This window comes from Paenibacillus sp. CMM36, assembly GCF_053570945.1.
Genome location: NZ_JBSEDY010000002.1, coordinates 533,399 through 557,566, shown reverse-complemented (window position 1 = coordinate 557,566; position 24,168 = coordinate 533,399). Strand labels below are relative to the sequence as shown.

Here is a 24,168-nt window from a genome sequence, read left to right as displayed (position 1 = left end):
TATTGTTCTTGTAGCCTTATTATAAAAATAGAGCCGATGTTTTTCCTTTGATTGGGCGAACAATACATAAAAGCATGTGACATCTCTGTCACATGCTTACCACACTCACGAAATCATTTCGTTTGGGAAAAATTAAAGTGAAGGTTGTACCTACGTTCGGTTTGGAGTGCACATCTATATGTATGAGCAAGGTTTGTGCTGCCTTTTTCGTTAAATATAACCCCATACCCGTTGAAGTGTGATCAGAATGTTGGGTTGTGGAGGTAAAACCTTTCTCGAAGATACGCGGTATATCCTTCGGATCAATACCGCGTCCAAAGTCTTGAACCTCAAGCTGTATTCGATCCCTTTGTTCATAGCTGTGGATGATAATATCACTGGCATCGCTATATTTGATGGCATTGGTTAAGAGCTGTCTGATGATAAAAGCCAGCCATTTGGCATCACTCAGCACTTCCATGTGCTCAAGTTGGATGTCAAAACCGATCCCCTTTTGGATGCACCATGACTGTAATGCTTTGATCTCTTTAAAAACCAGAGATTTTAAATCCACTTGCTCGACATACAGATCATTTTCAATAAAAGATATTCGTTTGTGATGGAGCTGCTGATCCAGCAGTAAGTGAATTCGTAGCCATTCATAGGTTAACTGAGCTTTTAGGGACTTGTCGTCCAACCGCTCAATCATCAAATGCATGGTGGTCAAAGGTGTTTTTACCTCATGAATCCAGGATAATAGTTCATCTTTTTCATGTTCAAGTGTCAATTGATTTTGCGAGATGATCTGTTGTAACCGTTCGTTCTGGCCCGTGATTTTTTGTTCAATGATTTGCTCAAACGGACTCTCCGGTTCGCCTATACCCGTTAGTTCAAGAGAACTCTCCCATTTTTCTAGTGTGGTATAGAACTTGGTTTCCTTGGGATAACGAATGATTAAAAAAACCAAGAAAATCATCATAGATAAGAAGACGATATAAAGAATCGGCATTAACGGAATTGCTGCATCCACATAAGCAATGAACAGGATCAGGAATTGCTGACACACAAACAGTAGAATCCAGCTCCGCCTCTCTATAAGGTATTTTTTAATCATAGGCAGGTGCCTCTTCTGTAGCCATGTAGCCTTGCCCGACTTTCGTTTCAATGAAACGGCCCAAATCCAGCTCGTCCAATTTTTTGCGCAGGCGGTTCAAGTTGACGGTCAGGGTATTGTCGCTGACAAAACGTTCATCATCCCAGAGGCTTTTAATTAATTCCTCACGTGCAACAATTTTATTTTTTTGTTCGATCAGCAGCTTCAAAATAAAAATCTCGTTCTTGGTTAATTCGATGGAGCCAGTCTCATTGGCTACTACATTTTTTTCATAGTCGACCGTTGCGCCACACCATGTTTTAAGGGAGACAGGTTCTGTATTGTAATTATATACGCGGCGGAGTGTCGCCTGTAATTTGGCAATGAGTACATCAAAATGAAACGGTTTTTGGATAAAATCATCCGCTCCAAGCTGCATCGACATCACCATATCCGTAGGATGATCCCGTGAAGATAAGAAGAGGATGGGGACGTTAGAGTGGGATCGAATCATTCGACACCAATGAAACCCATCAAATTTCGGCAATTGAATATCTATCACGACCAGATCAGGCTTTATCGTTGTGAATTCCTGAATGACTTTATTAAAGTCCTGGATGCCATACACATCATAGTTCCATTGAGTTAACCGATCCTTCATTTCATGGAACAAAGTTTCATCATCTTCAATTAATAAGATTTTGAACAACGAATTCACCACTTTATATTTTTTTCAGGATTTTGCAAATTCCTCTTTTATAAAGTGTATAGCAAAAATTGTGTATATGCTACATGTGTGAATTCCACTTGATATTGCGATAATCTGCTGTTAATAGTTGAGGTTTATAGTGGGATTTAGATTGACTATCTCATATATATATTAAAGGATGGATGCAATGATGGGGATTCACACGTATTTTCGGTCGCTAAATGAGCTGGAAAGAATCATCCGTTGTCCGGGTAAGTTTAAATTCGAGGAACACAGCGTATCGGCACATTCTTGGAAAGTCGTACAATACGCCAAAACGCTGGCTGATATTGAAGAGAGAAATGGTGTCCGTATTGACTGGAAAAAGCTATACGAGATTACGAGCAGTCACGATTACGGGGAGATTTTTATTGGAGACATCAAAACGCCAGTTAAGCACTCCTCTAAGGAACTACGATTATTAATCCAACAGGTCGAAGAGGGTATGATTGAGTATTTTATTGAAGAGAATATTCCCGAGGATTTTAAGGCTATTTTTCGCAAACAGCTAAGGGAAGGTAAAGATGATTCTGTAGAAGGTTTAATCCTTGAAGTTGCGGACAAGATGGATCAGGTATACGAAGCATTTGCAGAACTTCAGCGGGGAAATACGGAAAAAGAATTTATAGTCATGTACCGTAATGCACTTGTAAAAATCAAGAATATTCAATTACACTGCGTTGAGTATTTTTTGGAGAATATCCTGCCCGATATGGTCAAGGAAGAAACGCCTTTATCCATTGATATCAAGAAGATTACGGAAGAAGCCTTAGCTTTGTAAGTGAATCTCCCTACCGTCCAGAAGCTACCGAAGCGCTTCTGTTCATACATAATAATTCTCGTTTCAAAACCAGACAATGCTTGACTTCAAGTTAACTTTAAGTAGTAACATACGGAATGTGACGTAGTGATTAGGAAATGCGATGACTATTCTGACAATTGAGGAGTGATAGAAATTGAAAAAGAAACAACTGGGTAACAGTGACCTTCAAGTATCTGCACTGGGTCTAGGCTGCATGGGTATGTCCGAATATTACGGTGAGTTGAATGATCAGGAGTCGATCAAAACGCTTCATCGTGCGCTGGAGCTAGGGATCAACTTCTGGGATACGGCCGATGTCTACGGTGTGGGGAAAAATGAAAAACTGATTAGCCAAGTTTTGCGGAGCCACCGCGACGAAGTTGTATTGGCTACTAAATTTTCCATTATGCGCGGAGAGAATGGGGGATTCCTGGGTGTCAGCGGCCGTCCTGAATATGTAAAAGAGGCATGTGACCGCAGCCTGCAAAGACTGGGAGTAGATGTGATTGATTTGTACTACCAGCACCGTGTCGATCCGAATGTACCTATCGAGGAGACGGTTGGCGCGATGAGTGATTTGGTTCAGGCAGGAAAAGTCCGCTATTTGGGGCTGTCCGAAGCTTCTCCTGCACTCATTCGACGCGCTCACAAGGTACACCCGATTACAGCTCTGCAAACGGAATACTCCTTATGGAGCCGGGAAGCAGAAGATGAAGTTATACCGGCGTGTAAGGAACTAGGCATCGAGTTTGTGGCCTACAGTCCACTTGGACGCGGCTTTTTGAGCGGACAAATTCAGAAGTTTGATGATTTTGCAGAAGATGATTTCCGTCGCTCTGTGCCACGTTTTCAACCTGAGAATTTCCAGAAAAATCTGGATCTCGTGCAGCATGTTAAGGACCTTGCCGCCCAAAAAGGGGTCAAACCTTCTCAACTGGCGTTGGCATGGCTGCTTGCGCAAGAGGGAATTGTACCGATTCCAGGAACCAAGCGGGTTACGTATTTAGAGGAAAATGCAGGATCCGTCGATGTTGTTTTATCCGCACAGGAAATGGAAGCTATTAACGCAATTATTCCAAAAGGAATGGCAGCGGGTCTTCGTTATCCTGCAGAACGGATGCCGAATTGGCAAGCCGAATAATTAAGATAACATGTTAATCCCAAAAGCCGCCCTTAACGCGTATCGACGTGAAAGGCGGCTTTGTGGGTTTACATATACTGCTAAGGGTGTGCTTTTAAAATTCCCAAGGGACGTCTTACGGTCAGGAATGTACGACCGAAGTGAGCGTCCTATCTTTATAAAACAGGGGCTTGCAATGCAGTATTGATATTTTGTAGATCCATCGAAAGCTGCTCTTTTACGTTCCAAGGGTGATACCAGCCACGTTCAATCATGTATGTTGATATCTGCTCATGTGTATCAATAGCCTCATCCAGTTGCTTCGTAAGAATAGCTTTAATTTCTGGAGTTCCCGCTTCCGTTACAGCCATAGCGTAATTTCTCACACCACTTTTGGCCGCGTTCAGAAAATCGGCTGCAATGACTTGGTCCGTTAAGGTATGCAGTCCGGTCAAATGCTCCAACAGTGTATTCATGGCTTAACCTCCTGTGAGATGGCTTGATCTAAGAGGGTACCGAGTTCTTGTAATTGGCGGGTCGATAAGTCAACATCCTGCTGTAATATAGCTTTGAGAGTTGGATCAGAGATTAATGCTTGCATGGTTTTAGACTTGGTAAGACAAACTGTTTTGAACGCTGACAATTCATGGACTTCAAGTGTTTCGTGCAGGCCATACACCATATGACGTTTACCTCCAATGCTCCAATATATAGTTAAGGTTTAAGTACAACTTTGATGCAATTGTCCTGTCTGGTATCAAAAATTTCATATCCACGTTTGGCGTCGCTTAACGGAATGACGTGTGTAACAACGTCTCCTGGGTCCACCTTTCCCGTATCAATCAGCTCATACATATATGGCATATAGTGAATAACGGGAGCCTGTCCCGTACGTAAATTAACATTTCGCTGAAAAATGTCTCCCAAAGGAAAACCGTTATATCGTCCGCCGTATACACCGGTAACTTGAATGGTGCCACCTTTGCGCACAGCTTGTGTAGCTATGACTAGTCCTCCTAAAGCTCCACCATGAAGTTTGAGACCAGAAGCCAAGGATTCTAGCGGAGACATTTTACCGCTCATGCCGGAACAATCAATAACTACATCCGCACCTCCTTTGGTCATCTCCTTCAGGTAGTTGCCGATGTTTTCTTGCGATTCCACATTAACAATTTCCACATGATTTGTACGCTTCGCATGTTGCAGACGATAATCCAGGTAGTCTGCCGCAATGACTCGTTTTGCCCCTTTGAACCAGGCGAACTTCTGCGCTAGCAGACCTACCGGCCCACAGCCAATAACAATGACAGTATCCCCGTCCGTTACCCCGGCATTATCGACGCTCCAGAACGCAGTGGTCATGGCATCAGAGATCAAGCAGAGCTTTTCGTCAGGATGTTCACAACTCTCCGGAATTTTGAAGTGAGTGAAGTTGGCAAAAGGCACACGTAAATATTCAGCTTGTCCACCCGGATATCCACCAGTTGTTCCTGAATAGCCGAAAAAACCGCCCATTTCTCCATGCTCATTAGAATGATCACATTGACTTTCCAATTGGTTTTTACAATAAAAGCATTCACCGCACGCTATGTTGAACGGAATGATCACGCGGTCTCCCTTTTTTAAGTTGGTTACGCCGCTGCCAACTTCCTCTACAACCCCCATCGGCTCATGACCAATTACATAATCTTCCTGTAGATTCGGAATCATTCCATGAATGAGATGCAGATCTGAACCACAAATAGCGGTTGTCGTCAGTCTGACAATCGCATCGTCGTCTTTTTGAATACTTGGGTCCGGAACCTCTTTAACCACAACGTTTTTGATACCTTGGTAGGTCACTGCTTTCATGCCTGGTTTCCTCCCATATGTTCGTCCGGCGTGCGATCAAACATACCCTTGCGGGTGGTATCGTCTGGGAACAGTTTCATTTTGCTGATGTCCACCGTCTTGTTGGCTGATAGTTGATCCAATTGATACTGCTTTTGCAGATCATAAGGATGAAACCATTTTTTTCGTACCATAAGATCAGTGATTTCCTGATGAAGAGCGATGCCTTGATGCAGTTGATTGCGCAACAGAGTTCTGGCATCTGGAGAGACGGTTTCCGTCAAGGCTACGGCTGTATTTCGAACCCCTTCCTTGACGCGAATCAGAAAATCCATCGCTAAGGTCGTGTCTGCCATTTCTGGCATGTTTAATGAGTTTTTTGGATCCACATAATCCATTTTAGCGGACTGGGTCTGATCTAATGTCACATCATTCACCTCAATTTAAAATTGGTGTTGGTCGGAATTCTGGAACAGGTGCCTGAAACGGTGCTTTAACATACAATGCTTGCAAATCGGCAATAGCTTGTATAGATTGCTGAACATCTTTTTCCATTAAATCCTTTAGCTCTTGATCGAATACCAAGCCCTGCATTAATTTGGACTTGGCTAAGCATAACGTTTTAAAATTAAGCGCTTCGTGGATTTCTAAGGACTCATGCGCCGCTAATGTAGACTGTTGGTTTATCATCGGATCACCTTTCTTTTATGTTTCTCAAAGGTATGTTATCCAGCCTAACTAGGTTTATTCGAAAGGATCGTGCTATTCGGCTTCAACCTTGCCAAGTGCTTTTTTGGCCGGTCCTTCAATGACTTCGCCTTGATATGAAAAGCGAGAGCCATGACAAGGGCAATCCCATGTTCTTTCCGCTTCATTCCACTCGACTTCGCAACCCATATGGGTGCATGTCGTGTCCACTAGGTGCAATGCTCCTTGTGGGTCTCGGTATGCGCCCGCTCTTTTGCCGTTTACCCGGATGACCGACCCTTCGTCGTGTTCCAGTTCTTCGGCTTTTTTGTAGCTGATGTCTAACTTTCCAGCAATCAAATGTTTAGCCACATTTGCATTTTGAGTTACAAATGTTTTAATGTCGGGGTCCATATGAAACCTTGAAGGGGAGAAAAGATCCTGGTAGGGGCTTTCCTCTCTGGTAATCAGATTCGTATTTAATAAGGCTGCCGCTACACTTGTGGTCATCCCCCATTTTCTATAACCCGTAGCAACGAGGATGTTAGAGGTGTTGGATAGTTCCTGCCCAATATAAGGGAGCTTGTCTAGCGTATACAAGTCTTGGGCCGACCAGCGATAAACGATCTCCTTTAGTCCAAATGTTTGCTCCGCGGACTTTTGTAAAGCTTCATAGTACTGGAAAGTACAGATTCCTTGTCCCGTTTTGTGGCCTTCCCCACCGACGATAACCATTGGTTCTCCGTTTACCATTACGGAGCGAAGTGAACGTTTTGGGGTTTCTGCACTTAGATACATACCACCTGGATAGATTTTATCGGTTTTGACCGCGAGTACATAAGACCGCTCGGCATGCAATCGTGCAAAATAAAGACCGTTGGGATCATTGAATGGAAAATGTGAGGAGGATACGACATGGTTGCAGGTAATTTTCTTTCCGTCGCTGGTTGTAATGATGGCAGGGTTTCCTTTTTCAACATCTACAACGGTGGTTTGCTCATAAATTTCCCCGCCCTGACGGATGACTTGGTTTGCCAAATATCTTAAGAAAGGTACAGGATTAAACTGGGCCTGGTTTTTCATCTTAATAGCTGCTTTAGTTGAAAACGGCAGAGGCGTTTGTTCGATATAACTTCCCGGGATGCCAAGTTGCTCGTAAGCTTTATATTCGTCGGCAATTTTTTCCACATACGTATCTTCACATGTATAAACGTAGGCATCTTCTTCTGTAAATTGACAATCGATATTAAACTCTTCTACCGTTTGTTTGATAAATTGAAGAGCGTTGTGGTTGGCTTCGTAATAGAGTCGGGTTTTTTCCTTGCCAAAATGGGAAATAAACTCGCTGTAGATCAAATCATGCTGTGCGGTAATTTTGGCGGTAGTATGACCGGTTGTCCCATGAAGTATCCGCCCTGCGTCGACGACGGCGACGTTTAATCCTTTTTTAGAAAGTAAATAAGCAGTGGTAATACCGGTAATCCCCGCACCTACAATGGCAACATCCACCTGAATATCCTCATTAAGTTTGGGGAAGTTAGGGATGTCAGTGGAAGCTAACCAATACGATTCGGGAAATTGCGGAAATGCGATACGAGATTTGCTTTGTGTCATTTTTACAAAAACCCCTTTGATTACAATTTATGTATATTGTTATCATTGTGGGGGTTTATATTCACTAAACGACTCTCTTTAGTATTTTTTTGATACAGGAGGGAGTGATGGAAAGGAAACAAAGCCGTCCTTAACGCGGATCGGCGCGAAAGGAGGCTTTGTGGGTTTAAATATGCAGCTAAGGACGTGGTTTAAAAATGCCGAAAGGACGTCCTACGGGCAGAAATGTTCGGCCAAAATGTGCATTCAGAACGGCAGCTCCTGTACCGTACAGCGAGAGTAGACCAATGCCCATTTCAGCATAAGCGGCGATGGTATGGAACACCTCTGGGGCGATGCCGAATGCATCGAAGCTAAGGCCGAGGAATAGAAAATCAATCAACACGAAAATAAAAAATAGGACCTTGTGCGTCTCCATGGCTCCAATGGTCATGAAGAGCGTGAAGATGAGATAGCCGGCAAAGGCAAAGCCGAGCTGTTTGCCATCTACAGCAGATGCTAGCTCTGAGCCGAATACGCCCATTTTAATCATCCAGCTACTAGCTACGGCTAACCAGAAGAAGGCGTAAGCACCAAATGCCGTCATGCCAAAGGTATTGTTATGCTTTGCATCCTGAATGCAGGCAAACAGCTGTGCAAAGGCACCAAGGAAAATAGCCCAAGGGATAATAAAGCTCAAGCCTTCAGTGAGACCAAGCTTTTGGGATGAAGCTACAAGTGTTACAATAGCCAAGCCAAACAGGCCGATCGCACTCGGATCGGCCGTTATGATTTTTACGTTAGCATGAGATTCATTTTGCATGAAAAAATAGAAGCCTCCAATAATGTTCAAATACGCGTCAATCTGCCGATGCCAGAATCACACTGACATATTGTAACGGAAACCGGCGTGCTCGCATAGTAGGGAATTCATAGATTTCTATCTATTACGGTGCCTGTATTAACGTTATTACGACCATCCTCGATACTGACTGAGGTAAAAGGAATACTTTCAGCTTGCTTTAATCTTGTTTTAAGCTTGACCAGGTACACTCAAGGCAATTTTCCTAGGAAGGATGTATAACAAATGAAGACGAAAAGGGCCGTTTGGATTCCAGCTATGATTGCAGTTACGGTAGCAGTTCTACTCGTCATCTACTATTACTACATGTCATCGCTCTCCGGCGGTGGACCTGGCCCACGGCTATCAGAAGGTGGGTCTACAGGGCCTGTGGGCGTACATCCTCGTGGAGAAGGGCGTGGGGGCAACGGGGAAATATTCAAGACTTTGGGTACGATTTCCGTATTTCTTGGTGCGGCCGCTTTCTCTTGGTTCTGGTTTAAGAAGAAGCTAAGATCGCCATCAATGTTGGTTAGAAGAGCCGGGCGGTTGTTACATTCCCTCCATAAACTTCTGGGTTGGGCGACCTTGATCCTGATTGCCGCTCATGGTATTTATTTTTTGATAACCAAGCTTCAAGATAACAAAACCTATACCGGGATTGCGGGATTTGTCATTCTGCTGGCGATCGCCGGGTATGGCTTCTTCATTAACAAAGTTCGTAACAAGTGGATGCGGACCGTACACCGTTTGCTCGGATTGCTTTGGGTTCCCGTGTTGCTGCTACATGCTGGCGGATCGGCGATTATGGCGGTCATCGCCAGCCTTGCAGTGGGGGTACTTGTCTGGGTACTGGAAAGAATCGTTGAGAAAACGACGAAGCCTGTTCCAGGGGACACTCCCTGATTATCTTGAATGGTGTTACCGCAGGATTTGTGATAATATTTACACCTATATAGAATGAGGAAGTGACATAGTGATTAATATAACAATTCCAACTCCGGATATCACGATTACCAAACAGGTTAACCCTGAGCTCAGCCATATTTACGGGTTTACCGACTTTCACCTGATCCCTAGAGATAAGGCTGGCGTCTTTATGTTCTACAATGCGCAGGAGGAATTGCTGTTCGTTGGTAAAGCGAGAAAGTTAAGACCAAGAATCAAAAAGCATTTTGAAGATAACGTATCGCCGATCAAGGACAAGCGGAATGAAGTTGCGATTATCGAGATTTGTATTGTAGAAGATGCGGTAGAGCGAGAAATTTATGAAACCTACATTATCAATTCACAAAAGGCTAAATATAACGTTGAAAAAGTATTTTTTAAGTAATGGAGTAACTTCCGTATGAAAAAAAGAGCAATAAGTCGCAGTGACTGTACTGCCCTTATTGCTTTTTTGTATTTCTGCATTTTAGATCCTTCCAGAGAGGGGCCATGGTATGAACAAAACAGATCGTTTGCTAGCAATCTTGCTAGAGTTACAGCGTAAGGATATTTTACGAGCCGAGGATTTGGCGGCTATATTCGAAACGAGTGTGAGAACCATCTATCGGGATATTCAGGCTCTAAGCGAATCGGGCGTACCGATTGTAGGAGCACCGGGCATTGGATATTCCTTGATGGAGGGGTATTTCCTGCCCCCAGTGAGCTTTACTGCAGAAGAGGCTGTGGCGTTGCTAATCGGGACGGATTTTATCGAACAAAAATTTGATACAGACTACGGTATCAAGGCGCAAACCTCCCGCAGGAAGATTGAAGCCATTTTACCAGAGAGCGTCCGCAGGGAAGTTTCCCGGGTGCGTACAACCATGAGATTGCTCGCTGTGGGTGAAGGGGCAAACCATAGAGAGAAAACCTACTTGGAAACGCTGCGTCTTGCTGTATTGGAAAAACGAATGGTACGGTTTGGTTACTCCAAAAGAATGCCAGAGGCTGACGGGAATCGTCAAAGTGTGCGTGTGGTCGCTCCCTATGGTCTGGTATTGCTTCGTGGTTCGTGGGTATTAATCGGGCAATGTGAATTGCGGCAGCAGCTTCGCCATTTCCGTCTGTCACGTATGGACGAGCTTATGGTACTGGAGGACAGGTTTCATTTGCCTGTCGATTTTCATTTGCAGGATTATAAGCAAACCGATGACCGTCATGTGACTGTTCGCATACTAGCACGCTCCGATATCGCAGATAAGGTGAAGGAAGCGAACAACTTTTATATGGAGGCTATAGAGGAGCGTGCAGATGGATTGCATATACTTTTCCGCGTTAGACAGCCGGAGGAATTACTGCAATGGATACTTGGATGGGGCGCGGATATGGTTGTGCTGGAGCCTGAGTCGCTCCGGGAGCGGATACGTGCGGAAGTGGAAAAAATGTTGAAATGCTACTGACATAATGCTGTCAGTAGCATTTTTGTATAGTAAAGCTACTTTAATAGAGAGGGGCAGTCACTAATATATGAATACAACCGAAACATTGCAGCGTTTTGAAGAAACGGCACAACACTATCTTCTTGAATTGGACAGCTTTAGCTTGGAGCAATTGCAGTACACACCGCAGGAGGACCAATGGTCGCTTGGACAAATGTATCTTCATTTGGTGAACTCTGCTCTGTATATGCACCTGAAGAACATTGATGTTTGTCTACAGCCTAATGGGGAGACAGGGGTTAAAACGGAGGCGGGTACGGCCGTTTTTAATCTAGGAGGATTTCCGCCCATACGTATCCAAGTTCCACCATCTCCGCAGTATACTCCCCCACAACCGACGAGCAAAGAAGAAATTGTGGAGGGTTTAAATGCTGTGATCCGTAAAATGAGAGAGATTGAGCCGATCGTTGGGAAATCAACAGGGCTTTCTAACGTCTCTCATCCCAGATTCGGCGCGTTGAATGCTGGAGAGTGGTTTTCGCTCATCGAGATGCATTATCGTCATCATCTTTTGCAGAAGGAGCGCTTGAAGCACGCAATAGCCGATTAATCGTCTCCCGGCGTAGCCCGATAAACTGGCCGATCTCCTCCTGCGTCAGCACGTCCGTTAACGTGGCGGGTGCGATGTAGGAGTGGAACCAGCGTTGAAGCTTCCGAAGCTTTTCGGCAGGTGACACCTCGGTGAGCTGGTCAATTCGTTGCTGCATCATGCGCAACTTATCCTGTAGCTGTAAAGCGATAGCCCGACATTGAGTCGGGTCTTGCTCCAGCGCCTGATACCATTCTTTTTGTGACAGAACCTCAACCTCAGAGGTTACCAGCGCGACTGCTGTACCATAATAAGGATTGGGGCTGATCAGGGAGTGGTGCGGGATGATTTCATCGGGCACAATCACATTAACTAAAATTTGCGAGCCGTCTTCATGGACTCGGACAATTTTTAACAAGCCGCTCTTGAGGTGATATAAAGGGCCAGATTCTCCTTGTCGAAATAAGGTCTCACCTTTGTGTAACATCATGAACGTAATAACCTCCATTCCATGTATTCCAGCTTTTTAGATGAACCCGCCATTGACGCGGATTGTCTGCCCGGTAACCCACTGTGATTTGGCGCTGACCAGAAACTCAATCACATCAGCGATATCTTCCGGTTCGCCGAGCCGACCCATAGCATTCATTTTTTTCATGCCTTCGATTTGCTGCTCGGTTTTTCCAGCTTGGAAAAGCTCGGTGTTCACAGGACCGGGAGCCACGGCGTTGATCGTAATTTGTTTGCTTCCGAATTCCTTGGCTAGCTGACGGGTAAATTGCTCCACTGCGCCCTTGGTACCTGCGTATACGCTATAGGTCGGGAACATTTGTCCGATCACGGATGTGGACAGGTTCACGATTCTTCCGTAGTTCTCCATATATTTCATGGCTTGCTGACAGGCAAAGAAGGTGCCCTTTACATTCAGTGCGAATTGTTTGTCAAAGTCAGCTTCGGTTACCTCAGCCAGAGGTTGGGTGATCATCAGCCCAGCGTTGTTAACCAGAATATCCACTTTACCGAATTCAGCAATCGTATTTGTAAATAATGCTTCAATATCACTCATTTTGCCCAGATCAGCGTGAAGTGCTATGGCTTTGCCGCCTTTTTGAATAATCCTCTCCACGACTTTTTGAGCTTTGTCCGGACTGCTGGCATAATTGATGACTACATTAGCGCCCAGATCAGCCAGTTGCTCGGCAATGGCACGTCCAATTCCTCTAGAGGACCCGGTGATAATTGCTGTTTTTCCGTCCAAATGCTTCATATGTGTTTGGACCTTCCTTCCATATCTATTTTAAGTGATTCCTTTTTCTAAAAGCATCCACACATCCGAAAACTCCCGATTAATCACGGGATTCTTCCATTCGTAAGCATGAGCGGGATGATGAAAACGGGCTGTGGCATAGAAAAGGGTACGCGCCAGTTGGGCTGGCTGATCCGATGTGATGTCTCCGCGTATAATGATATCAGCGAGCTGATCCACAATGTGGGCGATATGCTGGTCGATTAAATCAGCCGCTTGCTCGGTGACCCTCGTATACATCTCAAACATTTCCTCGTCGTCGCGGGCATAATACTGCTTAAGTTCGACCAAGGTCTGTATATATCGTTTTAAATGTGGCGTTCCCAGTATAGATGAATTCTGACAGACCTCCGTTAACGGGCCGATAATCTTTTCATTCAGCCATTTTTCGGTCACACCTTCAAGAAGCTCGGCTTTACTTTTAAAGTGTCGGTAAATGGTACCATGACTTACTCCCAATACTTTGGCAACATCGGTCACGGAGGTTTTGGCTATACCAAAACGCCTAAGTGTGTCTTCTGTAGCGATAAGAATCTGTTCCTTGGTTAGCACATCTGAGGATTTTTCCATAGGGACACGGTCAAGTGCCGTGTGAGTCACCTCCTTAAAGTCAGGATAACATAAAGGGTATCAAATGACAAATATACGTTTTTGTCATTTGATACCCTTTTTTTAAAGAATCCAAAGAAGTGAACAGAAATACTACAATAACGATTCGATGACGGGATCAATGGCCCAGGGCTCCGTTGTTACTTCAAATCTCCCTTGCACATGGCCATCGCGATCGACCAAGAATTTAGAAAAATTCCACTTGATACCGTCGCCAGCGTATATATCCGGATACTTATCCCGCAGGAAATCCTCCATCCATTGACCGTCTTTGGTCTGGATATCGAAGCCTTGAAACGGTGCCTGTTGGGTCAGATATTGAAATAAAGGATGAAGAGATAAGCCTCTTACATCCGTCTTCTCAAATAGTGGGAAGGTTACTCCATGGTTAATTTGGCAAATTCCCTGAACCTCCGAATTGCTACCCGGCTCTTTTTTATTGAATTGGTTACAAGGAAATGCAAGGATTTCAAAACCTTGTTCCCTCCGTTTTTCGTAGAGCTTTTGCAGATCAGTGAATTGACTGGAGAACCTACACATGCTGGCAGTGTTTACAATAAGGAGAATCTTACCTCTATAGTCTGAGAGTTCAATCGGTTCCCCATTAATTGAGGTTGCTTGAAAATCATAAATAGACATGTTAACGTTCCTCCTCACGTTATTTTTTAATACATCATATATCCAGAATTGTTATTGGTCTAATATATTATTGGAATCAACCTTATAGGTATTTGCAATAATCTTGTCATGTAAAGACACATTGTCCATCTCTCTCTTGAAACCAAAGAAGACTCGACTTGAGAAAGTGGGAGATTTGCCTCTTCATAGCAAACTGTGGCATTCGCCGTTACCAAGATAGAATATAGATGCATATTCATGTAGTGTGTGCAAAAACCCAACAGAATCGAGGGATATTCGTGCCCATTGGAAAGATGATTCAATACAAGGAAATGCGACAACATCCCATTTTACGTTCTCACTTGCCCGAAACCCGCTGGATCAGTAATGCAAGGACTTTACGGATGCTGGATACCTATCGCACAGTCTTCATCAAGCCTAATTATGGGAGTGGAGGGACTGGCATCATACGTGCGAAAAAGCTGGGGAGGAAATATGAGGTTCGTTGTGGCTCCAGTCGCAGAATCGTTAGATCTCACGCCGTAAGAAGAGCAGTTAGAACCTATCGAAGACCTCATCGCCGCTATTTGGTACAGCAAGGACTTAAGTTAGCCAAGTACAAAGGTTCGATTTTTGATGCCAGAGTGTATATGCAGAAGCCGGAATCGGAATGGGTCATTTCAGGAATAACCGGCCGTGTCGCTGCACCTCGAAAAGTCGTTACCAACTATCGGAAGGGAGGACATGCGGCGCCGTTGTCCAAAGTGCTTTTAAGGGTCTTTAAAAATGACAGAACAAAAATGAAAGAGATTCTGGACCAGGTCACCGAGCTTTCTAGAATCATTGCCGACACGATAGATAAAAATCATCCGGTTCGCGAGTTGGGCATCGATCTTGCTATTGAGAAGAGCGGCCAAATTTGGATTATCGAGGCCAATCCGCATCCCGGACATATGTTGTTCAGGCAGCTCCCCAATCACAAGATGATTCGCAACATCTTGAGAAACAAACGTCGTATACATCATTAGGATAAAGTTTGTGAAATCATTCATGGATAAGAAAAGGAGGAGAACGCCCAAGCCAAGGTGCGGGAGCGTTCTCCGTTTTTTTTGGTAAATGACTGACAGATTTAGGACGAAGCTTTTATGTTAAAATGTGTCCGCCATCCACATGAAGGACTGTTCCGGTCACAAACTGATTTTGAATCAAATAAAGTATGCCTCGTGCAACATCCTCCGCAAGTCCAACTCGCTTCACAGGGAGCTTATGCGCGACCGTATCATAGAATTGATTGCGTGTATTTTCAGGCATTTTGCTACGGGAAGGTGTGTCAATAATGCCGGGTGAGACGACATTCACGCGGATGGGAGCAAGCTCTAACGCCAAGGTTTGACCAAGATTCGCAACGGCTGCATTCACAGCACCGAGCGCAGAGGAGCCGATCATCGGCTTGTAAGCCACCACTCCTGAAAATAAGGTAATGGAACCCTCGGCTGAGAGTTGGAAAGCCCCGTATTTAGCTGCATAATACTGGCCCCAAAATTTGTTTTCGAATAGCTTGCGGGCTTGATCCGTCTCCGACTGAAGGAATGACCCACCTGATGTTTCTGCCGCGCTAACGATAAGATGATCATAGGGGCCGACTTTTTCGAAGAAAGATTTTACCTGCTGCTCATCTGACGTGTCCAGCACATATATTGCAGCACGAGGGCCCAGCATTTCTTTGGCCTTGTGCAATTTATCCTCCGAGCGGCTGGCGATTACCACTTCCGCTCCAAGCGAAATGACTTGCTTAGCTGTTTCTAAACCAATACCTGAGCTTCCACCAATAATGACAATCTTTTGGTTTTGCAAATGGATTCCCTCCTAGTATTCATCTGGATTTGTTAATCATGTAATACGGCTTGTAGATGTGTATCAAGATCAGCAATAAATTTAGGTATATTTGGATTTTTAATAACATCGTAGCATGCAAAGCTTTTCAAGGGCTTCATACCGAGAAATGTATGCGCAGAATGCAAATGACGGAGTGCAGCTTCTAGACTAGCCCCATTAAAAAATTGAGTTGGATCATTAAAGGCTTTTTCCGGAGCATTCCAAGTTGTGGAGAACATATATTTCTTGTCGGTTAATAAACCTCCGCTCCCATATTCATGAGCACCCGTGAAGAATACACCGTAAGCATAGACTTCATCCATATAAGTCTTTAATAATCCAGGAACGCTGAACCAATAGATGGGGGTTTGGTAAATGACTACATCCGCCCATAAAAATTTTTCTTGTTCTTCGCTGAGGGTATAGCCGTCTTGAACAGACGTTATTTTGATTTTGTTCTCTTCACTTAAGAGACGCACCATATTGTCTATCAATGTTTGGTTCAATTTCCCTTCAGACGAATCATATTTTTGATGACCGTTAATGATTAGTATATTTTTCATCTCTTCACCTCCTTGTATTAGAGAAAACGTTAGTTGCTACAGCGATATTGTATATGTAGTAAGTTTATTTAGGGAAGTAGTGATATTTAATTCATATAGTTTCCCTAAAGGAACTATTGTGATATCATTGGGTTTAACAGATAATTTTTGGGGGAGTTCCTATGCACGACCAAGAACCTATTGAATTGACCAAAGGAATACCCGGCAAGCCGTGTCCTATTGCCCAAACACTTGATTTGATCGGAACGAAATGGACTTTTTTAATCATCCGTGACCTGCTTATCGAAGGAACACTGAGATTCAGCCAACTTCAGAAGTCCATGAAGGGGATTAGTCCCAAAACGCTTTCCCTACGCCTGAAAGAGCTTGAAGATAACGGTCTGTTAGAGAGAAAGGTATATGCCGAGGTTCCCCCACGTGTTGAATATTCGTTAACGGAAAAGGGGAAGCGACTTGAAGGTGTTTTTATTGAGCTGAAGAGATTTGGCTTAGATTTAAAAGCAGATCATTGAGGGATATGAACTGCAACATTCCAAGGTATCGTTGAGCTGAACGATGCCTATTTCTTATATTCTAAAAAAGAAAACGTTTGCCAAAAAGTTCACAGAAAGTTCACTTATGTGGAGGTTTCGACTATTTATATAATTACCAAGGTACACGGAAGGGATGATGGAATTGCCAACAACGAAGAAGGAAGATTTTTATTTTGGTTTCATGATGTGCTTGGGGATGGTCGTATTCATGACATTTTATAATCTATATACAAATGACTTGATTGGCACAATCTCTCTAAAAGTAATGTTTCTTCAATTTATTTTATGTTTTATCATTGCTTTCGTATTGGAATTGTTTATTGTCGGTCCATTAGCAAAGAAAATAGCCTTCTCATTACCATACGATAAATCCAAAAAGGTATTTGTGATTCTGTCCCTTTCATGCTGTATGGTCATTGGAATGGTTCTCTGTATGTCACTTTATGGATTGGGGACAGCTTACTTTTTTAATGGTCTTTCGGGAGATTCATTATTTAAAAATTACTTATCTTTAGTTTTTAAGAATTTTATTTTTGCTTTCCCTCTGCAGCTCTTAATTGTAGGGCCGCTTGTTCGGTACTTATTTGCTAAATTCGTGAAAGGTACACGAATTGCGGTATCTTTAAGCTAAAACGTAGTTTAACGACGGTATACGATAGCTCAAAAGCCGCCTTCTGTCTGAGAAGGCGGCTTGTTTTTACTCAGAAGTCCCAGTATCTTTACAGCGTTTGTCCGCTGTCTACCGTAATAATCTGGCCTGTCATGGCTTCCTGTTCCAAAGCAGAGCAGATCATGCTGGCGATATCTTCGGGCGTGGAAATGCGCTGTAGGAGTAAATGAGGAGCCAATGTTTTCATTTGCTCTTCCCTGCCTGACCACCATCTTGTCGCTACAGCTCCCGGCACGATACAATTGACGCGAATATTCGGCGCAAGTGCCCGTGCTAAAGATTTGGTCAGCCCGTGGACGGCCGCTTTGGATACCGCATAGGGAAGCGAAGAACCTAGCCCTGTTTGCCCTGCTATACTTCCCAGATTGACGATAGCTCCTTGTTTACTACGCTTCATAAAAGGAGCTACGGCTCTGGCACAGTAAAACATGCCTTTTACATTTACATCAAATAGATCATCCCATACCTCTTCCGTGGCTGCCTCCAGATCATCCATCGGAATGTGATGTGTAATGCTAGCGTTATTCACGAGTATATTAATCGTACCGAATTGCTGGACAATCTGGTCAACCATAGTTCGAACTTCCTGATCTCGGGAAACATCTGCCTGTAATGCGATAGCACGTCCGCCCTTTTCAAGGATCATACGTACAGTTTCCTCTGCATCGTTTTTAGAGCGGGAATAGTTTACGACTACCGTAGCTTTTCGATCTGCCAAGGCCATACACACGGCTCTCCCAATTCCTGTACCTCCACCTGTAACCAATGCTACTTTTTGATGTAAATCCATGTAAATTCGCTCCTTCTCCATCCAGTTCATTTGCGTCTGAAAAATAATACGATCTGATATGTATCATTGTAGAGGAGGTATTGTATTCTGTATAATTGAATTAAATGAATTTATAATTCAATAAAATTGAATCAATTGTTTATACAGGAGTCTGATAATGGACATTAAAACACTCAAAACATTTCAAATGATTGTGAATTACGGAAGTTTTATGCGTGCAGCGGAAGAGTTGAATTATGCACAATCTACCGTGACGATGCAAATACAGAAGCTGGAGTCCGATATGGGAATTCAACTGATCGAACGGGGCAAGAAAATAAAGTTAACTGAAGCGGGCAGGATGTTTTACGAGCAAAGTCTACATATTGTAAAGGATATGGAGCAATTGCAGGAAAATATGGACAATCTGCAAAGAGGGACCGCAGGCGACATTCGTATAGGAGTGACCGAACCGACTGCCAGTTATCGACTACCAGGAATTTTAAAACGTTTCTTAACCCATTATCCGAACATTCGGGTTTCTGTTGAGTTTGGAAATACCCCTACCTTAAGCGAGCGTATTCTCAAGGGGGATATTGACTTAGCGCTGTGTTCCACACCAGATTTGGGCACAGAGCTATATTTTGAGCCTTTATTTAGGGAGAAATTTGTAGTTTTAATGCCTGAAAATCACCCGCTTGCGGAAAAAGAAAACATTGGGCCGGAGGATTTACAGGGGCAGCGGTTGCTTATTACGTCGGCTACTTGTCCCTATCGTCGCAAACTTGAAATGGTCATGAAGGAATATGGAATAACCACGTTAAATACGATGGAAATTGGCAGCATGACGGCTCTGAAATTTTATGTGGAAAGCGATTTAGGGATTGCACTTGTGCCACAACTTCTGGTCAGTTCTGTCCCGGCAGGAACAGCGGTGAGGGAATTAAGCGGTAGCATGATCGATATGACCTTCGGCCTTTCTTGCAAAGCAACAGACTATCCGCTAAAGCCGGCAGGTTCAAGGCTATATTCTGTGTTGAAAGAGGAGCTTGGGAATGGTTCTCGGTGCATTGAGCTAGGGTAACGAGTATGCAGGGAAGTGTGTTATCTGTCACCGTACGATGTAAATGCAGTACGGTATAAAACCGACTGCAATACGCAGTCGGTTCGGTTTGTTTACTTTTTCTTAATCGGAATCCAAACTTCACTTCGGTAGTCTTCAGCATGTGAATCTCCCATAGTATACACTTCCAGTTCCGGCCCGCCTGAATGCTCATAATTACTGGCAGGGAACCATTCTTGGAAAATTCTTTGCCATACCTTTTGAATCGACTGAGGCATAGGGCCGATGGATGTAAACACTGCCCAGGTTGAAGCCGGAATGGTTCTGGATTCCAGCCCATTTGCGGTCGCTACATCCTCGCTGCCTTCTGCGGCAATTAGGTACGTGAATTTTTCTTCCCCATGCTTGAAATCCAAACAAATACCGAGTATATCGTCGCCTGTTCCCGAGGCATGAATCCGATCTGATGTACCATCCGCATTCAGTTCGTTCCAGAATTTTGGGATTTCTCGAAGATTATCGCCGTTCTTAGTGGTGACTTGAATGGACTTGCCAATGACCGTAAAGGCCGCTTTCTCTACAATTTTGTAATCCATTTCCTGATCTCCCTTCAACGATAGATGGAAGGTGATGCGTGGAAAGGCTTTCAGGTTCACCCCAGGGCTTCTGGCCTCAGAGGGAGAAATACCGTGTATCTTTCGGAACGCTTTAGAAAAAGATTCGGGGGAATCATATCCGTATTTGAACGCTACATCCAGCACCTTGGCGGAAGAAAGACTCAATTCCTGAGCAGCCAAGGTCAATCGACGTTTGCGCACATATTCTGCTACCGTGAAGCCAGTTAGCATATGAAACATTCGCTGAAAATGAAAAGGAGACGAATAGGCTGCCTTTGCAATTTCATCGATATCGAGTGGCTGCTGCATTCTCTCTTCCATCAGATCCAGTGCGTTCTTGATCCGAAGCAACCATTCCAACCGCATCACCTCCTTGGTTGTAATCATATCATTAGGAGTATCTGTAATCCTGTCTTTGCGTGCTCTTGTTGAACAGGAAAAACAATGTGCCTGCCCCCTTGTGTTCATAATTAAAATTTGGGACAATGAAAGAGGCGTTTAAATAGCGCAGATTGCTTAAACATGCTATGATGCAATGATCGTTGAGACGAGTCGTGATGGCTAGGGTTTATATATAGAAATACGAATTTGATTGTTTTGAAAAGAGGATCGAACATGAAAAAAGAATCCATTTATGGATTAACGCTAGATCAATTGACAGCATGGCTCATCGAGCATGGGCATAAGAAATCCCGGGCATTGCAGGTATGGGACGCATTGTACCGGAAGCGGGTTACTGATTTTGCAGCGATGGCAGAGGTTCATGAGGATTGTACACGCCTGTTGGCAGAGCACTTTTCCATTGAAACACTTGAAGAACACGTGAAGCAACAGTCAGCAGACGGGACGGTCAAGTTCTTGTTCCGGCTTCAGGATGGTAATTTGATTGAGACGGTATTGATGCGGCATAAGTTTGGCTTATCCGTATGTGTGACTACACAGGTAGGATGTAATATTGGATGTAGCTTCTGTGCGAGCGGATTGTTGAAGAAGAGCCGCGACCTATCCAGTGGTGAGATTGTAGAGCAAATTATGAAGGTCCAGCTGTATCTGGATCAGGAACGCCCGGGCGACCAGGTCAGTCATGTTGTTGTGATGGGAATTGGCGAACCGTTTGATAACTTCGTGAACCTGTCCGATTTCATTCGGGTGATTAAGGATCACAAAGGGCTAGCGATTGGGCCGCGGCATATTACCGTTTCCACAAGCGGATTGGCTGATAAAATCATTGAATTTGCAGATTCAGACCTCCATGTCAATCTGGCGATCTCCCTCCACGCCCCGAATAATGAGATTCGTACTCGCATTATGAAGATCAACCGGGCGATTCCGATTGAGAAACTCATGCAGGCCATTGATTATTATTTGGACAAAACAAATCGTCGAATTACGCTGGAGTACATCTTGCTGAAGGATGTTAATGACGGTAAGGAGCATGCGCTCGAACTGGCTGAGCTGGTGGGCCATCGTCGTAATCTGGCCAATGTCAACCTCATTCCGTACAATCCAGTGGATGAGCATAGCCAATACCAGCGGAGTGAGTCGGAGTCGATTACGGGCTTCTATGATGTGCTGAAGAAACAAGGTATTAGCTGTAGTGTTCGGCTGGAGCATGGAGTCGATATTGACGCAGCCTGCGGACAGCTACGCAGCAAACAAATCCGCAAGGATGCCAAGGGTAGCCGCAATGCGGAGCGCGAAGCCATTAGTTAAATACACAAGCGTACTCTCTAACAGGAGTACGCTTTTTTATATCACGAGCCGTAGGGCGAAACGTTACCCAGAAATGTGAAAATAGTCACGTAATAGTTGCTGCTTTTACGTTATAGTGAGTGGTTAGTGGAGGGGTTATATGGCTAACGTAATTTCGAATGTGGCGCTCGTTCCGGGCATTTATGTGATGAAAATAGAGGGAAAGTTTAAAGGGAACATGGGGCAGTTCTACATGCTGCGCAGCGGGACAGGTTACCCACTGCTACCCAGACCCATCAGCATTTATGATATCGGGGAAGAGAGTATTTCCTTTTTGTATCGGGTTGTTGGAGAGGGGACAAATTTGTTTTCCCAATTACAGCCTGGTCAGGAAATTCAGTTAGAAGGACCTTTCGGAAACGGTTTTCCGCAGGTAGAGGGCAGTTTGGCTTTAATCGGCGGTGGCATGGGTACAGCTCCGTTGCTGTTGGCTGCAAAGTATTACCCGCATGCGCATGTTTATCTAGGGTTTGCACAGCAAGCCTTCGGGGTTGAAGCGTTCGAAGCTGTGGCGGCATCTGTACAGGTCAAGGTAGGGGGAAGCATCGTCGAACAGGTCGATCCGACGCTTTATGCAAATATGTTCTCCTGCGGGCCAACTCCGATGTTGCAAGCACTCGCTATAAAAACGGTGGATACGTCGTCCCGTTTATATATTTCAACTGAAAGACACATGGCCTGTGGTATTGGCGCATGTTTGGGCTGTACGATGCGTACCCGTGGAGGCAATCGGAGGGTATGTAAAGAAGGGCCTGTATTCCCGGTGGAGGAGGTGGAGTTCGATGATCTCCATGGCGTGTAATATTGCGGGTGTACCGTTCAAGAACCCGATCATCATGGCTTCCGGTACGTTTGGATTCGGACGTGAGTATGCGGAATTTTATTCTCCTGAATTATTGGGCGGCATCGTCGGCAAGGGACTAACCCTGCATCCGAAGGCTGGTAATACGGGATCACGAATACATGAGACAGCATCCGGCATGCTCAATAGTGTGGGGCTGGAGAATCCGGGTGTTGCCGCCTTTTTGAAGGATGAACTGGATGACATGACTCACTGGAACACGGCTGTTATTGCCAACGTGGGCGGTTCCAATCTGGAGGAATATGTTCAGGCCGTAGCGATGATTACGGAAAATGCACAAAAGCGTCGCACGATGAACCGCAGAGGCGTTGATATGCTGGAATTGAACATTTCATGTCCCAACGTGAAGCAGGGTGGAATGCAATTTGGTATCCAGACGGAGGTAGCGCGGGAGGTTGTGCGTCAGGTGCGCAATGTGACGGCACTTCCGTTGGTTGTCAAGCTGTCTCCCAACGCAGAGAATATCACGCAGATGGCGGTTATGTGCGAGGAAGAAGGCGCAGACGGAGTTTCGTTGATCAATACATTTTCTGCGATGAAAATTGATATACGTCGGCGTCGTAGTGTTTTTGCCAATACGTATGCGGGTCTTTCCGGCCCGGCAATTAAGCCGATTGCTTTGCGTATGGTTCACCAGGTGGTACAGGCGGTGTCGATTCCGGTGATCGGGATGGGCGGGATTAGCTCAGTGGAAGATATTATTGAATTCACCATGGCAGGTGCCGCTGCCATTCAGGTAGGAACGTACAATTTTGTCCATTTACATGCAGGGGCCGAGCTGGTACATGGCCTTGAACAATGGATGCAGCGGGAAAAGGTGCAGTCATTGGATGAGATACGGGGAATTTTGTGAATTTGGAACCATTTTGCATACACTAATTCATATAAAACCGGCTTGTCTTTAAAAGACAAGCCGGTTTTGTTTTTTATTTGACCAAACAGCAAACGCCATTAGTGGTTAATATCGCACTTGTTCAAGATGAACGAAATTTGATTTTCCAGCCGATGAATGGCTTCCTCGGACGCCTGGTCGTTTGCACCTTGTTCCTGAAGCGCAGCGAGTTCCTGCTTGAGCTGATGAAGGTCTTGTCCTGCATTAGCGCAGTTGTAATTGCTTTCGAGATTGTCAATCATCCGTGATCCTCCCTTTCGTTAGGTATACGTCCTTATTATGGAGATTTGATCTTTCCTTATTCAGCATAAAGTTTTATTTCAGGTAAAGGATCATGAGGCGCGTAAAGCTTGCAAAATAAAAAGGAAATTGTCAAACAATGTCGAATAAA

Annotated in this window: 31 protein-coding genes; 13 read left to right on the top strand and 18 right to left on the bottom strand. The window is 44.5% G+C overall.

From position 1 onward, the window contains the following. Positions 1–88: 88 nt before the first annotated feature. On the bottom strand, positions 89–1,093 hold the full coding sequence (locus ACWA2B_RS06620; RefSeq protein ID WP_029518849.1) for a sensor histidine kinase: 1,005 nt from the start codon (positions 1,091–1,093) through the stop codon (positions 89–91). Continuing rightward, positions 1,086–1,781, bottom strand: coding sequence for a response regulator transcription factor (locus tag ACWA2B_RS06615; protein ID WP_029518848.1), 696 nt, complete (start codon positions 1,779–1,781; stop codon positions 1,086–1,088). The genes ACWA2B_RS06620 and ACWA2B_RS06615 overlap by 8 nt, the downstream gene beginning before the upstream one ends. A gap of 190 nt (positions 1,782–1,971) precedes the next feature. Between ACWA2B_RS06615 and ACWA2B_RS06610 the strand changes: the two genes are divergently transcribed. Continuing rightward, positions 1,972–2,601, top strand: a complete 630-nt coding sequence (locus tag ACWA2B_RS06610; protein WP_209947909.1) for a YfbR-like 5'-deoxynucleotidase — start codon at positions 1,972–1,974, stop codon at positions 2,599–2,601. A gap of 175 nt (positions 2,602–2,776) precedes the next feature. Next, positions 2,777–3,763 carry an aldo/keto reductase gene (locus ACWA2B_RS06605; RefSeq protein WP_449291817.1) on the top strand — a complete coding sequence of 329 codons (987 nt, stop codon included), beginning with the start codon at positions 2,777–2,779 and terminating at the stop codon, positions 3,761–3,763. A 155-nt stretch (positions 3,764–3,918) separates the two neighbouring features. Here ACWA2B_RS06605 and ACWA2B_RS06600 read toward each other — a convergent pair whose 3' ends face one another. The 7 genes from ACWA2B_RS06600 to ACWA2B_RS06570 all read right to left on the bottom strand — a co-directional run bounded on the left by ACWA2B_RS06600 (position 3,919) and on the right by ACWA2B_RS06570 (position 8,675). Further along, positions 3,919–4,218 (bottom strand): spore coat protein, encoded by a 300-nt coding sequence (locus ACWA2B_RS06600; protein WP_025719163.1) that lies wholly within the window; start codon positions 4,216–4,218, stop codon positions 3,919–3,921. Beyond that, positions 4,215–4,424, bottom strand: a complete 210-nt coding sequence (locus ACWA2B_RS06595; protein ID WP_029518844.1) for a hypothetical protein — start codon at positions 4,422–4,424, stop codon at positions 4,215–4,217. The genes ACWA2B_RS06600 and ACWA2B_RS06595 overlap by 4 nt, the downstream gene beginning before the upstream one ends. Positions 4,425–4,456: 32 nt before the next feature. Further along, entirely contained in the window at positions 4,457–5,593 is a 1,137-nt protein-coding gene (locus tag ACWA2B_RS06590; protein ID WP_449291816.1) for a zinc-dependent alcohol dehydrogenase, read from the bottom strand. After that, on the bottom strand, positions 5,590–5,970 hold the full coding sequence (locus ACWA2B_RS06585; RefSeq protein WP_039272188.1) for a spore coat protein: 381 nt from the start codon (positions 5,968–5,970) through the stop codon (positions 5,590–5,592). The genes ACWA2B_RS06590 and ACWA2B_RS06585 overlap by 4 nt, the downstream gene beginning before the upstream one ends. A 40-nt stretch (positions 5,971–6,010) precedes the next feature. Next, entirely contained in the window at positions 6,011–6,262 is a 252-nt protein-coding gene (locus ACWA2B_RS06580) for a hypothetical protein (RefSeq protein WP_039271973.1), read from the bottom strand. Between the two features lie 72 nt (positions 6,263–6,334). After that, a complete protein-coding gene (locus ACWA2B_RS06575; protein ID WP_449291815.1) occupies positions 6,335–7,873 on the bottom strand; it encodes an FAD-dependent oxidoreductase in 1,539 nt (512 codons plus the stop codon). Positions 7,874–8,051: 178 nt separating this feature from the next. Beyond that, positions 8,052–8,675: an acetate uptake transporter gene (locus ACWA2B_RS06570; RefSeq protein WP_029518839.1), complete on the bottom strand. Its 624-nt coding sequence runs from the start codon at positions 8,673–8,675 to the stop codon at positions 8,052–8,054. 264 nt (positions 8,676–8,939) lie between these two features. On the opposite strand from ACWA2B_RS06570, the gene ACWA2B_RS06565 reads away from it, so the two are divergent. The 4 genes from ACWA2B_RS06565 to ACWA2B_RS06550 all read left to right on the top strand — a co-directional run bounded on the left by ACWA2B_RS06565 (position 8,940) and on the right by ACWA2B_RS06550 (position 11,669). Next, the gene (locus ACWA2B_RS06565; protein ID WP_029518838.1) at positions 8,940–9,599 is read left to right on the top strand and encodes a hypothetical protein; all 660 of its coding nucleotides are present in this window, start codon (positions 8,940–8,942) and stop codon (positions 9,597–9,599) included. Between the two features lie 70 nt (positions 9,600–9,669). Further along, the gene (locus ACWA2B_RS06560) at positions 9,670–10,026 is read left to right on the top strand and encodes a nucleotide excision repair endonuclease (protein WP_029518837.1); all 357 of its coding nucleotides are present in this window, start codon (positions 9,670–9,672) and stop codon (positions 10,024–10,026) included. 109 nt (positions 10,027–10,135) lie between these two features. Next, on the top strand, positions 10,136–11,080 hold the full coding sequence (locus ACWA2B_RS06555; protein ID WP_029518836.1) for a helix-turn-helix transcriptional regulator: 945 nt from the start codon (positions 10,136–10,138) through the stop codon (positions 11,078–11,080). A gap of 67 nt (positions 11,081–11,147) precedes the next feature. After that, positions 11,148–11,669, top strand: coding sequence for a DinB family protein (locus ACWA2B_RS06550; RefSeq protein ID WP_449291814.1), 522 nt, complete (start codon positions 11,148–11,150; stop codon positions 11,667–11,669). Here ACWA2B_RS06550 and ACWA2B_RS06545 read toward each other — a convergent pair. The 4 genes from ACWA2B_RS06545 to ACWA2B_RS06530 all read right to left on the bottom strand — a co-directional run bounded on the left by ACWA2B_RS06545 (position 11,602) and on the right by ACWA2B_RS06530 (position 14,202). Further along, on the bottom strand, positions 11,602–12,138 hold the full coding sequence (locus ACWA2B_RS06545; protein WP_029518835.1) for a Crp/Fnr family transcriptional regulator: 537 nt from the start codon (positions 12,136–12,138) through the stop codon (positions 11,602–11,604). The two genes, ACWA2B_RS06550 and ACWA2B_RS06545, sit on opposite strands and share 68 nt — an antisense overlap. A gap of 36 nt (positions 12,139–12,174) precedes the next feature. Continuing rightward, positions 12,175–12,915, bottom strand: a complete 741-nt coding sequence (locus ACWA2B_RS06540) for an SDR family oxidoreductase (protein WP_029518834.1) — start codon at positions 12,913–12,915, stop codon at positions 12,175–12,177. Positions 12,916–12,945: 30 nt separating this feature from the next. After that, positions 12,946–13,524: a TetR/AcrR family transcriptional regulator gene (locus tag ACWA2B_RS06535; protein ID WP_029518833.1), complete on the bottom strand. Its 579-nt coding sequence runs from the start codon at positions 13,522–13,524 to the stop codon at positions 12,946–12,948. Positions 13,525–13,656: 132 nt separating this feature from the next. After that, a complete protein-coding gene (locus tag ACWA2B_RS06530) occupies positions 13,657–14,202 on the bottom strand; it encodes a glutathione peroxidase (RefSeq protein WP_069012289.1) in 546 nt (181 codons plus the stop codon). Positions 14,203–14,480: 278 nt separating this feature from the next. Here ACWA2B_RS06530 and ACWA2B_RS06525 point away from each other — a divergent pair, with 278 nt between their 5' ends. Then, positions 14,481–15,209, top strand: a complete 729-nt coding sequence (locus ACWA2B_RS06525) for a YheC/YheD family protein (protein ID WP_029518831.1) — start codon at positions 14,481–14,483, stop codon at positions 15,207–15,209. Between the two features lie 115 nt (positions 15,210–15,324). Here ACWA2B_RS06525 and ACWA2B_RS06520 read toward each other — a convergent pair whose 3' ends face one another. Then, positions 15,325–16,035 carry an SDR family oxidoreductase gene (locus ACWA2B_RS06520; protein ID WP_449291813.1) on the bottom strand — a complete coding sequence of 237 codons (711 nt, stop codon included), beginning with the start codon at positions 16,033–16,035 and terminating at the stop codon, positions 15,325–15,327. Between the two features lie 32 nt (positions 16,036–16,067). Then, complete coding sequence (locus ACWA2B_RS06515; RefSeq protein ID WP_165145600.1) at positions 16,068–16,619, bottom strand: NAD(P)H-dependent oxidoreductase; 552 nt, start codon at positions 16,617–16,619, stop codon at positions 16,068–16,070. A 161-nt stretch (positions 16,620–16,780) separates the two neighbouring features. On the opposite strand from ACWA2B_RS06515, the gene ACWA2B_RS06510 reads away from it, so the two are divergent. Next, positions 16,781–17,131 (top strand): winged helix-turn-helix transcriptional regulator, encoded by a 351-nt coding sequence (locus tag ACWA2B_RS06510; protein WP_029518827.1) that lies wholly within the window; start codon positions 16,781–16,783, stop codon positions 17,129–17,131. A 163-nt stretch (positions 17,132–17,294) separates the two neighbouring features. Then, positions 17,295–17,783, top strand: a complete 489-nt coding sequence (locus ACWA2B_RS06505) for a hypothetical protein (RefSeq protein WP_165145603.1) — start codon at positions 17,295–17,297, stop codon at positions 17,781–17,783. An 88-nt stretch (positions 17,784–17,871) separates the two neighbouring features. On the opposite strand, the gene ACWA2B_RS06500 is transcribed toward ACWA2B_RS06505, so the two are convergent. Then, positions 17,872–18,612, bottom strand: a complete 741-nt coding sequence (locus ACWA2B_RS06500) for an SDR family NAD(P)-dependent oxidoreductase (protein WP_449291812.1) — start codon at positions 18,610–18,612, stop codon at positions 17,872–17,874. Between the two features lie 157 nt (positions 18,613–18,769). Here ACWA2B_RS06500 and ACWA2B_RS06495 point away from each other — a divergent pair, with 157 nt between their 5' ends. After that, positions 18,770–19,675, top strand: a complete 906-nt coding sequence (locus tag ACWA2B_RS06495; RefSeq protein ID WP_029518824.1) for a LysR family transcriptional regulator — start codon at positions 18,770–18,772, stop codon at positions 19,673–19,675. A 92-nt stretch (positions 19,676–19,767) separates the two neighbouring features. Here ACWA2B_RS06495 and ACWA2B_RS06490 read toward each other — a convergent pair whose 3' ends face one another. Continuing rightward, on the bottom strand, positions 19,768–20,637 hold the full coding sequence (locus ACWA2B_RS06490) for an AraC family transcriptional regulator (RefSeq protein ID WP_049817051.1): 870 nt from the start codon (positions 20,635–20,637) through the stop codon (positions 19,768–19,770). Positions 20,638–20,886: 249 nt separating this feature from the next. On the opposite strand from ACWA2B_RS06490, the gene rlmN reads away from it, so the two are divergent. From rlmN to ACWA2B_RS06475, 3 genes are all read left to right on the top strand, one after another. After that, positions 20,887–21,984: a 23S rRNA (adenine(2503)-C(2))-methyltransferase RlmN gene (rlmN, locus tag ACWA2B_RS06485; protein WP_023991003.1), complete on the top strand. Its 1,098-nt coding sequence runs from the start codon at positions 20,887–20,889 to the stop codon at positions 21,982–21,984. A 139-nt stretch (positions 21,985–22,123) separates the two neighbouring features. Next, positions 22,124–22,825, top strand: coding sequence for a dihydroorotate dehydrogenase electron transfer subunit (locus ACWA2B_RS06480; RefSeq protein WP_449291811.1), 702 nt, complete (start codon positions 22,124–22,126; stop codon positions 22,823–22,825). Continuing rightward, positions 22,806–23,738, top strand: a complete 933-nt coding sequence (locus ACWA2B_RS06475; RefSeq protein WP_340933708.1) for a dihydroorotate dehydrogenase — start codon at positions 22,806–22,808, stop codon at positions 23,736–23,738. The genes ACWA2B_RS06480 and ACWA2B_RS06475 overlap by 20 nt, the downstream gene beginning before the upstream one ends. Positions 23,739–23,836: 98 nt before the next feature. Here ACWA2B_RS06475 and ACWA2B_RS06470 read toward each other — a convergent pair whose 3' ends face one another. Beyond that, positions 23,837–24,019 (bottom strand): hypothetical protein, encoded by a 183-nt coding sequence (locus ACWA2B_RS06470; protein WP_013312637.1) that lies wholly within the window; start codon positions 24,017–24,019, stop codon positions 23,837–23,839. Positions 24,020–24,168: the final 149 nt, after the last annotated feature.

Excerpts from the sequence above, each read along its gene's own strand:
- ACWA2B_RS06515 (WP_165145600.1), bottom strand. The coding sequence starts at position 16,619 with ATGAAAAATATACTAATCATTAACGGTCATCAAAAATATGATTCGTCT.
- ACWA2B_RS06555 (WP_029518836.1), top strand. The coding sequence starts at position 10,136 with ATGAACAAAACAGATCGTTTGCTAGCAATCTTGCTAGAGTTACAGCGT.
- ACWA2B_RS06510 (WP_029518827.1), top strand. The coding sequence starts at position 16,781 with ATGCACGACCAAGAACCTATTGAATTGACCAAAGGAATACCCGGCAAG.
- ACWA2B_RS06545 (WP_029518835.1), bottom strand. The coding sequence starts at position 12,138 with ATGATGTTACACAAAGGTGAGACCTTATTTCGACAAGGAGAATCTGGC.
- ACWA2B_RS06480 (WP_449291811.1), top strand. The coding sequence starts at position 22,124 with ATGGCTAACGTAATTTCGAATGTGGCGCTCGTTCCGGGCATTTATGTG.
- ACWA2B_RS06595 (WP_029518844.1), bottom strand. The coding sequence starts at position 4,424 with ATGGTGTATGGCCTGCACGAAACACTTGAAGTCCATGAATTGTCAGCG.
- ACWA2B_RS06570 (WP_029518839.1), bottom strand. The coding sequence starts at position 8,675 with ATGCAAAATGAATCTCATGCTAACGTAAAAATCATAACGGCCGATCCG.
- ACWA2B_RS06585 (WP_039272188.1), bottom strand. The coding sequence starts at position 5,970 with ATGGATTATGTGGATCCAAAAAACTCATTAAACATGCCAGAAATGGCA.
- ACWA2B_RS06535 (WP_029518833.1), bottom strand. The coding sequence starts at position 13,524 with ATGGAAAAATCCTCAGATGTGCTAACCAAGGAACAGATTCTTATCGCT.
- ACWA2B_RS06495 (WP_029518824.1), top strand. The coding sequence starts at position 18,770 with ATGGACATTAAAACACTCAAAACATTTCAAATGATTGTGAATTACGGA.
- ACWA2B_RS06470 (WP_013312637.1), bottom strand. The coding sequence starts at position 24,019 with ATGATTGACAATCTCGAAAGCAATTACAACTGCGCTAATGCAGGACAA.
- ACWA2B_RS06540 (WP_029518834.1), bottom strand. The coding sequence starts at position 12,915 with ATGAAGCATTTGGACGGAAAAACAGCAATTATCACCGGGTCCTCTAGA.
- ACWA2B_RS06600 (WP_025719163.1), bottom strand. The coding sequence starts at position 4,218 with ATGAATACACTGTTGGAGCATTTGACCGGACTGCATACCTTAACGGAC.
- ACWA2B_RS06620 (WP_029518849.1), bottom strand. The coding sequence starts at position 1,093 with ATGATTAAAAAATACCTTATAGAGAGGCGGAGCTGGATTCTACTGTTT.
- ACWA2B_RS06475 (WP_340933708.1), top strand. The coding sequence starts at position 22,806 with ATGATCTCCATGGCGTGTAATATTGCGGGTGTACCGTTCAAGAACCCG.
- ACWA2B_RS06550 (WP_449291814.1), top strand. The coding sequence starts at position 11,148 with ATGAATACAACCGAAACATTGCAGCGTTTTGAAGAAACGGCACAACAC.
- ACWA2B_RS06580 (WP_039271973.1), bottom strand. The coding sequence starts at position 6,262 with ATGATAAACCAACAGTCTACATTAGCGGCGCATGAGTCCTTAGAAATC.
- rlmN (WP_023991003.1), top strand. The coding sequence starts at position 20,887 with ATGAAAAAAGAATCCATTTATGGATTAACGCTAGATCAATTGACAGCA.
- ACWA2B_RS06530 (WP_069012289.1), bottom strand. The coding sequence starts at position 14,202 with ATGTCTATTTATGATTTTCAAGCAACCTCAATTAATGGGGAACCGATT.
- ACWA2B_RS06500 (WP_449291812.1), bottom strand. The coding sequence starts at position 18,612 with ATGGATTTACATCAAAAAGTAGCATTGGTTACAGGTGGAGGTACAGGA.
- ACWA2B_RS06490 (WP_049817051.1), bottom strand. The coding sequence starts at position 20,637 with ATGCGGTTGGAATGGTTGCTTCGGATCAAGAACGCACTGGATCTGATG.
- ACWA2B_RS06575 (WP_449291815.1), bottom strand. The coding sequence starts at position 7,873 with ATGACACAAAGCAAATCTCGTATCGCATTTCCGCAATTTCCCGAATCG.
- ACWA2B_RS06610 (WP_209947909.1), top strand. The coding sequence starts at position 1,972 with ATGGGGATTCACACGTATTTTCGGTCGCTAAATGAGCTGGAAAGAATC.
- ACWA2B_RS06590 (WP_449291816.1), bottom strand. The coding sequence starts at position 5,593 with ATGAAAGCAGTGACCTACCAAGGTATCAAAAACGTTGTGGTTAAAGAG.
- ACWA2B_RS06565 (WP_029518838.1), top strand. The coding sequence starts at position 8,940 with ATGAAGACGAAAAGGGCCGTTTGGATTCCAGCTATGATTGCAGTTACG.